At 69.1% G+C, this 13,263-nt stretch carries 8 protein-coding genes and 1 tRNA gene; 2 read left to right on the top strand and 7 right to left on the bottom strand.

What is annotated here, in order from left to right; genetic code table 11:
- The first annotated feature begins 22 nt into the window (after positions 1-22).
- The gene (clpB, locus tag BPODLACK_RS11010) at positions 23-2,575 is read left to right on the top strand and encodes an ATP-dependent chaperone ClpB (RefSeq protein WP_024498116.1); all 2,553 of its coding nucleotides are present in this window, start codon (positions 23-25) and stop codon (positions 2,573-2,575) included.
- A 267-nt stretch (positions 2,576-2,842) separates the two neighbouring features.
- Here clpB and selB read toward each other — a convergent pair whose 3' ends face one another.
- The 4 genes from selB to BPODLACK_RS10990 all read right to left on the bottom strand — a co-directional run bounded on the left by selB (position 2,843) and on the right by BPODLACK_RS10990 (position 6,581).
- On the bottom strand, positions 2,843-4,660 hold the full coding sequence (selB, locus tag BPODLACK_RS11005; protein ID WP_159405281.1) for a selenocysteine-specific translation elongation factor: 1,818 nt from the start codon (positions 4,658-4,660) through the stop codon (positions 2,843-2,845).
- Positions 4,657-5,976: an L-seryl-tRNA(Sec) selenium transferase gene (selA, locus tag BPODLACK_RS11000; RefSeq protein WP_159405280.1), complete on the bottom strand. Its 1,320-nt coding sequence runs from the start codon at positions 5,974-5,976 to the stop codon at positions 4,657-4,659. Before selA ends, selB begins: the two co-directional genes overlap by 4 nt.
- 181 nt (positions 5,977-6,157) lie before the next feature.
- Positions 6,158-6,252: transfer RNA gene (locus tag BPODLACK_RS10995), tRNA-Sec, on the bottom strand.
- Positions 6,253-6,290: 38 nt separating this feature from the next.
- Positions 6,291-6,581, bottom strand: coding sequence for a hypothetical protein (locus BPODLACK_RS10990; protein WP_024498119.1), 291 nt, complete (start codon positions 6,579-6,581; stop codon positions 6,291-6,293).
- A 66-nt stretch (positions 6,582-6,647) separates the two neighbouring features.
- Between BPODLACK_RS10990 and selD the strand changes: the two genes are divergently transcribed.
- Positions 6,648-7,643 (top strand): selenide, water dikinase SelD, encoded by a 996-nt coding sequence (selD, locus tag BPODLACK_RS10985; RefSeq protein WP_159405279.1) that lies wholly within the window; start codon positions 6,648-6,650, stop codon positions 7,641-7,643.
- Here the strand turns inward: selD and nrfD are convergent.
- The 3 genes from nrfD to fdh are packed head-to-tail and all read right to left on the bottom strand — an operon-like array spanning position 7,630 to position 13,244.
- Complete coding sequence (gene nrfD / locus BPODLACK_RS10980; protein WP_159405278.1) at positions 7,630-8,748, bottom strand: NrfD/PsrC family molybdoenzyme membrane anchor subunit; 1,119 nt, start codon at positions 8,746-8,748, stop codon at positions 7,630-7,632. The two genes, selD and nrfD, sit on opposite strands and share 14 nt — an antisense overlap.
- Positions 8,745-9,938, bottom strand: a complete 1,194-nt coding sequence (locus BPODLACK_RS10975) for a 4Fe-4S dicluster domain-containing protein (RefSeq protein WP_159405277.1) — start codon at positions 9,936-9,938, stop codon at positions 8,745-8,747. The genes nrfD and BPODLACK_RS10975 overlap by 4 nt, the downstream gene beginning before the upstream one ends.
- The gene (gene fdh, locus BPODLACK_RS10970) at positions 9,939-13,244 is read right to left on the bottom strand and encodes a formate dehydrogenase (RefSeq protein ID WP_236577656.1); all 3,306 of its coding nucleotides are present in this window, start codon (positions 13,242-13,244) and stop codon (positions 9,939-9,941) included.
- Positions 13,245-13,263 lie beyond the last annotated feature (19 nt).

The following is a 13,263-nucleotide window of genomic DNA, read 5'->3' as shown; positions in this document are numbered from 1 at the left end:
CTAAAGAGAAAGGTGCACGCGAGTGGACAGCTTCACCCCCACCACGAAGACACAGCAGGCATTGAGCGCTGCTGTGCAGGCGGCGGCCAGTGCTGGCAACCCCGATGTGCGACCGGCCCACATCCTGGTGGCGTTGCTCGATCAGTCCGACGGCATCGCGTCGCCACTGCTCAAGGCAGTGGGCGTGGACCCGTCGAGCGTTCGTGCGCAGGCCCAGGGACTGGTCGATCGCATGCCGACGGTGGCCCAGGCCAGTGCGACGCCCCAGCTTTCCCGCGAATCGATCGCGGCCATCAGTGCAGCTCAGCAGCTGGCCGGTGAACTCGACGACGAGTACGTCTCGACCGAGCACGTCGTCGTCGGTCTGGCGACCGGTGACTCCGACGTCGCCAAGTTGCTGCACAACGCCGGCGCGACCCCGCAGGAGTTGCGGGACGCGTTCGTCGCCGTACGCGGCAGCGCCCGGGTCACCTCCGAGGACCCGGAGTCGACCTACCAGGCACTCGAGAAGTACTCGACCGACCTGACCGCGGCGGCCCGCGAAGGCAAGCTCGACCCGGTCATCGGGCGCGACACCGAGATCCGGCGTGTCGTGCAGGTGCTCAGCCGGCGGACCAAGAACAACCCGGTCCTCATCGGTGAGCCCGGCGTCGGCAAGACGGCGATCGTCGAGGGCCTGGCCCAGCGCATCGTCGCCGGCGACGTGCCGGAATCGCTGCGCGGCAAGACCGTCATCTCCCTCGACATGGGTTCGATGGTCGCCGGTGCCAAGTACCGCGGCGAATTCGAGGAGCGGCTCAAGGCCGTGCTCGACGAGATCAAGGGATCGGCCGGACAGGTCATCACCTTCATCGACGAGCTGCACACCATCGTCGGGGCCGGTGCGACCGGCGATTCCGCGATGGACGCCGGCAACATGATCAAGCCGATGCTCGCCCGTGGTGAGCTGCGGCTGGTCGGTGCCACGACCCTCGAGGAGTACCGCAAGTACATCGAGAAGGACGCCGCACTCGAGCGTCGCTTCCAGCAGGTGTACGTCGGCGAACCGTCGGTCGAGGACGCCATCGGTATCCTCCGCGGCCTCAAGGACCGGTATGAGGTGCACCACGGCGTGCGCATCACCGACTCCGCATTGGTCGCTGCGGCAACACTTTCCGACCGCTACATCACCTCGCGATTCCTCCCCGACAAGGCCATCGACCTCGTCGACGAGGCGGCGTCGCGGTTACGGATGGAGATCGACTCGCGCCCCGTCGAGATCGACGAGGTCGAGCGCATCGTCCGCCGGCTGGAGGTCGAAGAGGTTGCGCTGCAGAAGGAAACCGACGCGGCGTCGAAGGAGCGGCTCGAGAAGCTACGCGCCGAACTGGCCGACCAGAAGGAGAAGCTCAACGAGCTCTCCGCGCGGTGGCAGTCGGAGAAGACCGCGATCGACGCGGTACGCGACCTCAAGGAGGAGCTGGATCGTCTTCGCGGCGAGGCCGATCGCGCCGAGCGCGACGGTGACCTCGGGCGCGCGGCCGAGCTGCGGTACGGCCGAATCCCGGGCCTGGAGAAGGAACTCGAGGCCGCACTGGAGAAGACCGGCACCGATCCCGGCCAGGACGTGATGCTGCAGGAGGAGGTCGGACCCGACGACGTGGCGCAGGTCGTGTCGTCGTGGACCGGAATCCCGGCCGGACGCATGCTCGAAGGTGAGACCGCCAAGCTGCTGCGCATGGAAGACGAACTGGGGCAGCGCGTCATCGGTCAGAAGGCCGCTGTCGAGGCCGTCTCCGACGCGGTGCGTCGTGCACGCGCCGGTGTCGCCGACCCGAACCGGCCGCTCGGCTCGTTCATGTTCCTCGGCCCCACCGGTGTCGGCAAGACCGAGCTGGCCAAGGCGCTCGCGGAGTTCCTGTTCGACGACGAGCGGGCGATGGTCCGCATCGACATGAGCGAGTACGGCGAGAAGCACAGCGTCGCAAGGCTCGTCGGTGCTCCCCCCGGTTATGTCGGGTACGAGGCCGGTGGTCAGCTGACCGAGGCCGTGCGTCGTCGCCCGTACACGGTGGTCCTGTTCGACGAGATCGAGAAGGCCCACCCGGACGTGTTCGACGTGCTGCTGCAGGTGCTCGACGAAGGCCGACTCACCGACGGCCAGGGACGGACGGTGGACTTCCGCAACACCATCCTGATCCTGACCTCGAACCTCGGCGCGGGTGGCGACAAGGATCAGGTCATGGCGGCGGTGCGCTCGGCGTTCAAGCCCGAGTTCATCAACCGGCTCGACGACGTGGTGATCTTCGATGCTCTCAGCCCCGAGGAGCTGGTGGCGATCGTCGACATCCAACTCGGACAGCTCAAGAAGCGGCTGGCCCAGCGTCGCCTCGACCTCGAGGTGTCGCCGAAGGCCAAGGAATGGCTCGGCGCACGTGGATTCGATCCGCTGTACGGTGCTCGTCCGCTGCGCCGGCTGGTGCAGCAGGCCATCGGTGACCAGCTCGCCAGGCAGTTGCTGAAGGGAGACATCCGCGACGGCGACATCGTTCCGGTGAACGTCAGTGCCGACGGGGAGTCGTTGGTGCTCGGCTGAGTTCAGATCTAGAGAGGGACCCACCCTTCGGGGTGGGTCCCTTTGTCGTGGTTCCAGTCGACGACTCCGATTACCTGGGCTTCGACGCGGCGCCTCGCTGCGCTCGGTGCCGGCTCAGCCGGCGGTGGGGCGCACGACCGCTCGGTGCCGGCTCAGCCGGCGGTGTGGGCGCACGACCGCTCGGTGCCGGCTCAGCCGGCGGTGGGGGGCACGACCGCTCGGTGCCGGCTCAGCCGGCGGTGTGGCGCACGACCGCTCGGTGCCGGCTCAGCCGGCGGTGGGGCGCACGACCTCTCGGTGCCCGGCGTCGAGGCGGCGGGTCCAACCCCGGGCGTCGAGGTGTTCGAGCAGTGGGATCATCACGCGTCTCGTCGTGGAGAGCGCCTGGCGGGCCTCGCTGGTCGTGAACGGCTGGTCGAGCGCGGCGAGGGTCCGCATGGCCAGCGCCGGCGCGGTCGGCAACAGCACCACGCCGTCGCGTAATCGCAGGATGCGGCCGGTGCGCTCGGCAGCCGCGAGCTCCCTGGTCCCCAGGCCGAGCGCGGAGAGATCGTCCGCCTCGGGAGCGCGGAACGGCTGCTCGGTCAGACGGCGCTCCAGGGCGCTCATCGCTTCGTCGGCGTCACCGAGATCCGGGACATGGCCCGGGATCGAGAGATGGCCGTCGGACGACGCGAGTCCGGCGTCGGCGATCACCGTCGGCAACAGTGCTCCGTCAGGGAGATTCAGCAACGAAGGAACCCCTGACGTCGACAGGCCGGCGGACATGGGCTCACGCTCATGAACTCCGACGACCGCGTCATGCAGGCGCCGGGCCCATGCCGCGCAGGTGGATACGTCGACCCACCACTCGTCGATGACACGAACCCCCGGCGGTGGCGTCTCACCGTCGTGGACGAGGCCGAGCCGATGCAGATCCGGAACGCGCACGGCGCCACGTCGGGCAACCTCTTCCGCGGCGCCGCCGTCTTCACTCATCCCGGCCAGGACGGCGGTCCGGCGAGCTGAGTCGCCGCGGCGACGGAGCCCGGGCGGATCGGGGTGCAGGACGATCCCGCCACCGACGATGCGCTGACCGGGGTTTCGCAACACGAGACGATCACCCCGGGACAGTGGCACGGCACGTGCGAATGTCAGGCGTGCGTGGTCGGAGTCGAAGCGGCGCAGGCGGGCTGTCAGTGCAGCGGTTCCGATGTGGACGACGAGGTGCTCGGGAGCATCGTCGAACGGGACGCCACCGACGCGGCGGATGTCTGCCTCGACCGACGAATGCCAGGCTCCCGGAGTGACGAGAGCGTCTCCACGCGCGAGGGTCTCGACGCCGACACCACGGAGATTGACGGCGACCCGGCTGACCGGCGCCGCGATCGTGAGAGATGTTCCCTCGCTCTGCAATCCGCGGACATCGACCGACCGGTGCCCGTCGGGGCCCACCAGCTCCATGGTGTCACCGACCCCGATCGTGCCCGAAGGCAGCGTGCCGGTGACCACCGTGCCCGCCCCGGTGCGGGTGAAAACGCGGTCGATCCAGAGGCGGACGCGCCCCGACGTCGAAGGAGATGGCGTCTGCGCGAGGACCGTGTCGAGGGTGCGGCGCAGTTCATCGAGGCCACGCCCGGTGGGAGCGGAGGTCACGACCGCCGGCGCCTCGGCCAGTCCGGTCCGGGCCAACTCGGCACGGGCGGTGGCGATCACGTCATCGATGTGATTCTCCTCCGCGCGATCCGCACGCGAGATCACCAACAGCCCGTAGTCGACACCGAGCGCGGCGAGCGCGTCCCGGTGATCGTCGGACTGGGCACTCCAGCCCTCGTCGGCGGCGACGACGAACAGTACGACCGGCGCGGGACCGAGTCCGGCCAGCATGTTGGGGATGAACCGTTCGTGACCGGGGACATCGACGAAGGCGACATCTGCGCCCGATGGCAGTGTCGTCCAGGCGAATCCGAGGTCGATCGTCAGACCGCGGCGTCGTTCCTCCTCCCAGCGGTCCGGCTCGATACCGGTGAGTGCACGCACCAGCGTCGACTTGCCGTGGTCGACGTGCCCCGCGGTGGCCACCACGTACTTCGCGCGAGACCTCACTGGTCGGCCAGCGCCTGCTTGATCGCGGCGAGGACCCTCGCGTCGTCGGCCTCGGGGATGCAACGCAGGTCGACGAGGCAGGCGGACTCGTGTACGCGCGGCAGGACGGCGGGGTCGCCGAGCCGCAACCGCTGCGCGGCGCCCACCGGAAGACGCACCGCCCACCCGGGTACAGGTACACCCGGCGCGCCCCCGCCGCCGACCCGTCCGTCGTGTTCGACGACAGGGAAACCGGTTGCGGCGCCCAGACTCTCAGCTCGAATGCGGAGGCGGTCGGCGTCGGCATGGAGATACTCGTGGACCGGCGGCCGCGGACCGCCGACCGTCGCCTCCATCGCCGCAAGTGCCAGCTTGTCGGCGCGCACAGCGCGAGCCAGCGGGTGTTTGGCCAACCGCTTCACGAGTGCGGCGTCGCCGAGCAGGAGACCGGCCTGCGGTCCGCCGAGGAGTTTGTCGCCGCTGGCGATGACCAGGTCGGCGCCGGCGGTCAGCGCGGTGGTGGCATCCGGCTCGTCGGGGAGGAGGGGATCGGGCTGGAGGAGTCCGCTACCGATGTCGGCGATCACCGGCACGCCGTGGGCCCGGCCCAGGTCGCGCAGTTCGATCAGCGAGGTCTCGCTGGTGAAACCCTCGACGCGGAAGTTGCTCGGATGCACCTTGAGGATGGCGCCGACGTCGTCCCCGGCAACCGCCTCGGCATAGTCGCGGAGATGGGTGCGATTGGTGGTGCCGACCTCGTGCAGGCGCGCGCCGGTGGACGCGATGAGCTCCGTGAGCCGGAATCCCGCGCCGATCTCGATCATCTCGCCACGACTGATGACCACTGCGCGTCCGGCGGCCAGCGCCGTCGTGGCGAGGACCAGAGCTGCCGCACCGTTGTTGACCATCAGGGCGTCGCCCGCCGCGGGGCAGGCCCGCAACAGCGCGGCGCGGGTGGCCGCACCACGTTTGGATCGTTGACCGGTGTGCAGATCGAGTTCCACGTCGACGTAACCCGATGCGGCGACGACCGCGTCGAGTGCCGCTGCCGACAACGGGGCACGGCCGAGGTTGGTGTGAACCACCACGCCGGTGGCGTTGAGGACCGGCCGAGCCGACGAGACCCGGTGGGCGGTCAGTGCCTCGACGACGCGTCGCTCGACGTCGTTGGGCGGGATCACGCCCCGGCGTGCCGCCTCCTGCGCATCCCGGACGACCTCACGAACAGCTGTGTCACCCAGACGCTTTCGTGCCTCGGATACCGCCGGGAGGGCCAGCAGCGCGTCGGTGCGCGGGATGTGTCGGCGTGGGTCGGCGGCTTCGGGGGGCTTCGACACGGCTCCTCGCTACGCTCGGTGCCGGCTCAGCCGGCGGGTTTTCGCTTCGCTCGTTCGGTGCCGGCTCAGCCGGCGGGTTTTCGCTTCGCTCGTTCGGTGCCGGCTCGGCCGGCGGTTTTCGCTTCGCTCGTTCGGTGCCGGCTCGGCCGGCGGTTTTCACTACGGCCCGGTCGGCGGTTTCTGGCGGAGGCGGACGGGAATCGAACCCGCCAGGCCGAGATACTCGACCTCCTCGGTTTTGAAGACCGGGGAGCCCACCAGGACCCGTACGCCTCCGTGCGTCTTACAACCTATCGTGTGGGGTGTCCGGGCGGTCAGTCCTGCTGGTGCGGCCAGTTGCCCTCGGTGATCAGCTCTTCGAAATGGCGGATGAGCTTCGGATTGAGATCGTCTTCGACGGCGCGTCGGAAGTTGTTGTCCCACTTGGCCAGCCATTCCTCATCGCGTTTCATCAGGAAGATCGGCCAGCCGTGGGTGATGTCGAGCTCGTCGAGGTACAGATCGGTCGACCCGTCCTCCCGCATGTACCAGTAGTCGTGGCCCGATTCCCAGAACGCCTGCAGCTCGCCGGCCGTGACGTAGTACTCGCCGTCTGCTTGCCTCATGTGCCCGATGGTAGCGACCGTCGGGCCCGGCACACGGAGAATCGGATCGGCGCTAGTGTCGGCAGGGTGACTGTCAGCAACGATGCCCCTGTCCGACTGACCGGTTACGCCCACGGTGGCGGTTGTGCGTGCAAGATCCCGCCGGGTGAACTCGAGGAGGCGGTCGCCGGGCTGACCGGCCAGGTCGGTGACGACATCATCGTCGGGCTCGACGACGGTGACGACGCCGCGGCGGTCCGTATCCGCGACGACCTCGCCGTGCTGTCCACCGCCGACTTCTTCACCCCGGTCGTCGACGACCCCTTCGAATGGGGCCGTATCGCCGCGGCCAACGCCCTCTCGGACATCTACGCGATGGGTGGGACGCCGGTGGTCGCGATCAACCTCGTCGGCTGGCCACGCGGTGTGCTGCCGATGGACCTGATGACCGAGGTGCTGAGGGGTGGTCTCGCCATCGGCGCCGAGGCCGGATGCCCGGTCATCGGCGGGCACACCATCGACGACCCCGAACCCAAGTACGGCATGGCCGTCACCGGCGTCGCGGCACCGGAGAAGCTGCTGCGCAACGACGCCGCCGAACCCGGACTGCCCATCACCCTCACCAAACCGATCGGCGTCGGGCTCCTCAACAACCGGCACAAGCAGACCGGAGAGGTGTTCGACGAGGCGATCACGCTCATGACCACGCTGAACCGGAAGGCATCGGCAGCTGCCGTCGACGCCGGGGTCCGCGCGGCCACCGACGTCACCGGCTTCGGTTTGCTCGGTCATCTGCACAAGATGTGCCGTGCGTCGGGTGTCGGCGCGGTGCTCGACTGCAGCGCGGTCCCGGCGGTGAGCGGTGCCCGCGAGGCGCTCCGCGACGGCTACGTCTCGGGCGGCACCCGCCGGAACCTCGACTGGGTGCAGCCGTATCTGAGCGCCGACGACGGCGTCTCCGAGGACGACCTGCTGTTCCTCGCCGACGCGCAGACCTCCGGAGGGCTGCTGGTCGTCGGGGAGGTGCCGGGATATCCCGTGATCGGGGAGACCGTCGCCGGGTCGGGGATCAGGATTCGGTGACGGGTGGACCGGTGGTGATCGAGTCGCCGGTGATGCCGGCCGCGCGTCGTGCGGCAAGCCGACGCTTCTGGGGTTCGATGGTGTAGCGCGGGTTCTTCGCGGACTCGATGCCCGCGTCGAAGATGCCGAACCGCGTACACGCCGATGCGGCGAGCAACGCGAGGCCCGATGCGACCGCCACCGGACGCGAACGTCCGCTGACGAGGGCCCCGATGCCGCCCGCGACCGCGAGCCGTTCACTCCACCGCAGGAGCTTGCCCGCTGTCCCGTCGTGCAGGGGTTCGGCGGTCACCGGGTCCATCCGGTGCTCCATGATCCGCATCGCGGTGAGGTCTCCGACGACCCCGAGTGCGGCCAGCGTGCGGGCGGGTCCGGCCTCCGATGTCCGGGTGGTGACCAGTGCCAGACCGCTCGCCGCCAGACTCGCGGAGCTGACGAAGACGAACGGCAGGTCGCGGTGCATGGCGTTCCAGGTCGGCACCGCGGTGTCGGACAGCAGCACCGCGGTGTACACGGCGAGCGGTGGCCCGGCGACGGCGGCGGCCAGCCCGGCCGGTGCCTCGACCGCGCGCAACACCGGGCGCAGCACGCCGAGCGGTAGGCGGGAACGGGTCATCCGGTCGATCTCGCCGACCGCGGCCACACCGAGGGCGCCGCTGAACGCCGAGAGAATCCAGGAGCCGACGCTCATCGGCGAGGTCACCTTGAAGGTGCGCAGCATGTTGTAGAAGCGGTCGGGACGCCCGAGATCGGCCACGAGGGCGATCGCACCGAGGCCCACCGCGCCGAGTCCGCCGAGCCTCGCGTTCCGGCGCAACTCGTCCCGGCCGGTGAGTTGGGCGCCGGCCGCCAGCACCCCCGAACCGCCGGCGACGCCGCCGAGGAACAGGTAGGCGGCCACCTTCTCGTCCCACGGTGGCGGCTTGACGACGGGATGGCCGTAGTACGAGGAGAATTCGGCGTCGGGCACCATCGACATCTCGCGGTTGCCCTCACCCTGGCCGAAGCCGCTGCGCTGCTTGCGCTTTCCGCCACGTCCACGTCCGCGTCCGCGGCGCCGCGGCGGCTCCGGAGGCCGGAAGGAATCGAACTCCGACGACGTCACCGGCCACCTCTCAGGAACGACACCGCGGCCGCGGCCAGCATGCCCACCGCGGCGACGCCGGCCCGTTTGTACATCGACGGGAGATCGGCGGTGCACACGCGCGGATCCGGTGGCAGGCCGTAGACCTCGGGTTCGTCGAGGAGCAGGAACACCGAACCGGTGCCGCCGACACCGTCGTTGGGGTTGGCGCCGTAGAGACGCGCCTCGGTCATGCCCTGCTCGTGGAGTTGGGCGACGCGGCGGTGAGCGTCGGCGACGAGGTCGTCGTGGTCGCCGTATTTGATCGAGGTGGTCGGGCAGGTCTGCGCACAGGCGGGTGTCTCGTCGTCGAGGAGCCGGTCGTAACAGAGCGTGCACTTCTGCGCGACACCACGTTTCGGCACCTCGGGTTGCTCACCCTTGCGTTCGCCGGAACGGGTCGTCGGCGCGGCGGTGCCGTCGGCGCGACGCTCGACGACCCCGAAAGGGCAACCGGCGACACATGTTCCGCACCCGTTGCAGACGTCGTCCTGGATGACCACGGTCCCGAACTCGGTGCGGAACAGTGCTCCGGTGGGGCACACGTCGAGGCAGCCGGCGTGGGTGCAGTGTTTGCAGACGTCCGAGGACATGAGCCAGCGGAACTCGGGGGTGTCCGGTGGCGTGGCTTCGACGGGGCGCCTCGCTGCGCTCGGTGCCGGCTCAGCCGGCAGAGGTGGCGGTGGCGTGGCTTCGACGCGGCGCCTCGCTGCGCTCGGTGCCGGCTCAGCCGGCAGAGGTGGCGGTGGGGTGGCTTCGACGCGGCGCCTCGCTGCGCTCGGTGCCGGCTCAGCCGGCGGTAGGGAGTGCGGGTCGGCCGGCAGAGATGGCGGTGGGGAGTGCGGCTCGGCCGGCGGGAGCGGCATGGACGGCATGCCGAGTCCGACCAGAGCACGCCCAGACTCACGGGCTTCGGCGATGCGGTCGGCGCTCTGTTCGATGAACGCGACGTGGCGCCATGTGCTGGCGCCCAGCGCGACGGTGTTGTCATACGACATGCCGGTCAGTTCGAGGTCGCCGTCGCGGGGATTGGAATTCCATTCCTTGCACGCGACCTCACAGGCCTTGCAGCCGATGCAGATCGAGGTGTCGGTGAAGAACCCTTTGCGGGTCTCGTGCGTGTGCCACCCCACGTCGGAGGTCGGATCGGTCGGTCCGGACAGCTGCCCCATCTACTCCTCCGCCTTTCCGGTGATGTGCTGGTTGTCGGTCTCGATGGTCACCCCGGCACGCTCCTGGTACGCATGTACCAGGTCGATCAGGGCGGCCCCCTGGGGCCGGCGGCCGGCGATCACGTCGCACGAACCGACCTTCGACTCCTGGATCTGCACGTTGGGATCCAGTGTGACCCCGATGAGGTCGTTGGCGGCGTCGCCGCTGACCACGGCGTCGGAGCCGACGCCCCAGTGGTAAGGAAGGCCCACCTGGTGCACCTGGCGGCCGTTGATGGTCAACGGTCTCATCCGGTCGGTGACCAGGACCCGGGCCTCGATGGCGCCGCGCGGTGAGATGATCGTGGCCCATCCCTCGTTGCTCAGTCCGCGCTCGGCGGCGAGTTGCGGCGAGATCTCGCAGAACATCTCCGGTTGCAGCTCCGACAGATACGGCGTCCAGCGACTCATGCCGCCGGCGGTGTGGTGTTCGGTCAGCCGGTAGGTGGTGAACACGAAGGGGTACACGTCCGCGCCGGGCATCTCTCCACTCGGGGCGTCGAGGTTGTCCGCACGCGGGAAGAGCACGCGCGCCGGCGACTGCTGCTGCGGATACAGCGCGTTGACGACCGGGGATTCCTGCGGTTCGTAATGGGTCGGCAGCGGGCCGTCGACGAGTCCGCGCGGCGCGAAGAGCCAGCCCTTGCCGTCGGCCTGCATGATGAACGGGTCGTCGCCGCACAGCGCGTCGACGCCCCCGAGTGTCGGGTCGGGTTGTGCGTCGGGCGGGAGATCGACCGGGAAGTCCGGCACGTCGGGGCCCACCCAGCGGCCCATGTCGGCGTCCCATTCCATGTACCGCTTGCGTTCGCTCCACGGTCTGCCGTCGGGATCGGCGGACGCGCGGTTGTAGAGGATTCGACGATCCGCGGGCCACACCCAGCCCCACTCGTGCTGGGTGATGCCGCCGCCGCCCTGGGGTACGCGTCGTGCCGCCATGTTGTGGGCATCCGCGTACACGCCGGTGTAGATCCAGCAGCCGCCGGCGGTCGAGCCGTCACGCGCCATCTCGGTGTACGACGTCAGGTTCTTGCCGGCATCGGGTCCGGACACGTGGTAGCCGTTGATCTCCGACAGGACCGCCTCGGGTTCGGGGTTGCCGTGTTCGTCGAGCGGATAGTCCCAGGTGAGGTCGAGCAGTGGACGGTCGCGTTCGTCGGCCGAGCCGGCGAGGCGTTCCCGGATGCGTCGGCCGAGTTCGAAGAAGAAGTCCATCTCGCTCTGGCACTGGCCGGGCGGCTCGACGGCCTGATGGCGCCACTGCACCATCCGCTGGGTCTGGGTGAACGAGCCGGCCTTCTCCACGTGGGTGGCGGCGGGCAGGAAGAACACCTCGGTGGCGATGTCCTCGGTGCGCAACTCACCCGAGTCGATCTCCGGCCCCTCTTTCCACCACGTTGCCGACTCGATCATGTTGAGATCGCGGACGACGAGCCACTTCAGGTGGGACATCGCCATCCGTGCCTGGCGGCCGTTGGCCGAGCCGACGGCCGGGTTCTGGCCCAGGACGAAGTAGCCGTCGACCTTGTCGGCGAGCATGTCGACCGTCGTCTGGTAGGTGCCGGCGGGACCCGTCAGGCGAGGCAGATGGTCGTAGCACCAGTCGTTCTCCGGGGTCGCGGCGTCGCCGAACCACGCTTTGAGGAGACTCACCATGTAGTCCTCGGCGTTGGCCCAGTAGCCCTTCTCGTTCTTCGACGTGATCGCCGCGATGTAGTCGTCGAAGGTGTCGTGTTTGCCCGCCGAGGGCATCGGGAGATAGCCGGGCAGCAGGTTGAACAAGGTGGGGATGTCGGTCGAGCCCTGGATGCTGGCGTGACCGCGCAGCGCCATGATGCCGCCACCCGGACGCCCGACGTTGCCGAGCAGGAGCTGCAACACCGAGGCGGCGCGGATGAACTGGGCGCCGAAGGTGTGTTGGGTCCAGCCGGTCGCGTAGCCGAAGCACGTCGTTCGGTCGCGCCCGGAGTTGTCGGTGACCGACCGGGCGAGGTACTCGAAGTCCGCGAGGGAGATGCCGCACATGTCGCGCACCATCTCGGGCGTGTAGCGCGAATAGTGCCGGCGCACGATCTGGAAGACGCTCCGCGGATGCTCCAGCGAGTCGTCGCGCACCGTTGCGCCGTGTTCGAGCGGCGGGCCGCCGGAACCGTGTTCGTGACCGACTGCTCGATCCCCGGCGGAGGGCCCAGCGTCCGGTTCGCCGGGCGACTCGACCGTTTCCGACGCGTGCTCCGATCGGCTCGAACCGCCCGGTTCCTCGTACGCCCACGAACTGGCGTCGTATTCCCCTGTGTCGGGATCGAATCCGGAGAACAAGCCGTCGAGGTCCTCGGTGTCGCGGAAGTCCTCGGAGACCAGCGTCGCGGCATTGGTGTAGGCGACCACGTACTCGCGGAAGTACTTCTCGTGGGTGATCGCGTAGTTGATCAGCGCACCGAGCAGGACGACGTCGGAGCCGGCGCGAATGGAGATGTGCCGGTCGGCCACCGCCGAGGTCCGCGTGAACCGCGGGTCGACATGGATGACCCGCGCACCCCTGGCCTTGGCCTCAGAGACCCACTGGAAACCCACCGGGTGTGCCTCGGCCATGTTGCCACCCATGAGGATGATGCAATCGGCGTTGGCCATGTCCTGCAGTGATTGCGTCGCGCCGCCGCGTCCGAACGAGGCCCCCAGACCGGGAACCGTGGCGGAGTGTCATATGCGCGCCTGATTCTCGATCTGGATCGCACCCGCCGCGGTGAAGAGCTTCTTGATCAGATAGTTCTCTTCGTTGTCGAGGGTGGCGCCGCCGAGCGAGGCGATGCCCATCGTGCGTCGCAGCGGACGACCCTCGTCGTCGTGATCCTGCCAGCCGCGACGCCTCGCCTCCAGGAAACGATCGGCGATCATGTCGATGGCCGTGTCGCGGTCGAGGTCCTGCCATTCGGTCGCGTACGGGGCCCGGTAACGAATCGTGGTCTGGCGCAGCGGGTTGTTGACGAGTTGTTCGCTCGACGCGCCCTTGGGGCACAGTCGTCCGCGCGAGATGGGGGAGTCCGGGTCGCCTTCGATCTGGACGACGCGCTCGTCCTTCACGTACACCTTCTGGCCACACCCGACGGCGCAGAACGGGCACACACTCTGCACCACACGGTCGGCAGTGGCCGTACGCGGCTCGATGGCACGTGTCTTCGCCGACGTGACGGCGGGCCCGCGCCCGAAGACGTCGCCCGACCGCAGCTGGCGGAACACCGGCCATTCGAGGGGACTGAACGCTGGCACGGAACCGAGTCTAACCACC

Origin of the sequence: Gordonia sp. YY1 (assembly GCF_009872315.1) — a bacterium.
In the GTDB taxonomy this organism is placed as follows: domain Bacteria; phylum Actinomycetota; class Actinomycetes; order Mycobacteriales; family Mycobacteriaceae; genus Gordonia; species Gordonia amicalis.
This window is presented reverse-complemented; position numbering and strand designations above follow the sequence as displayed.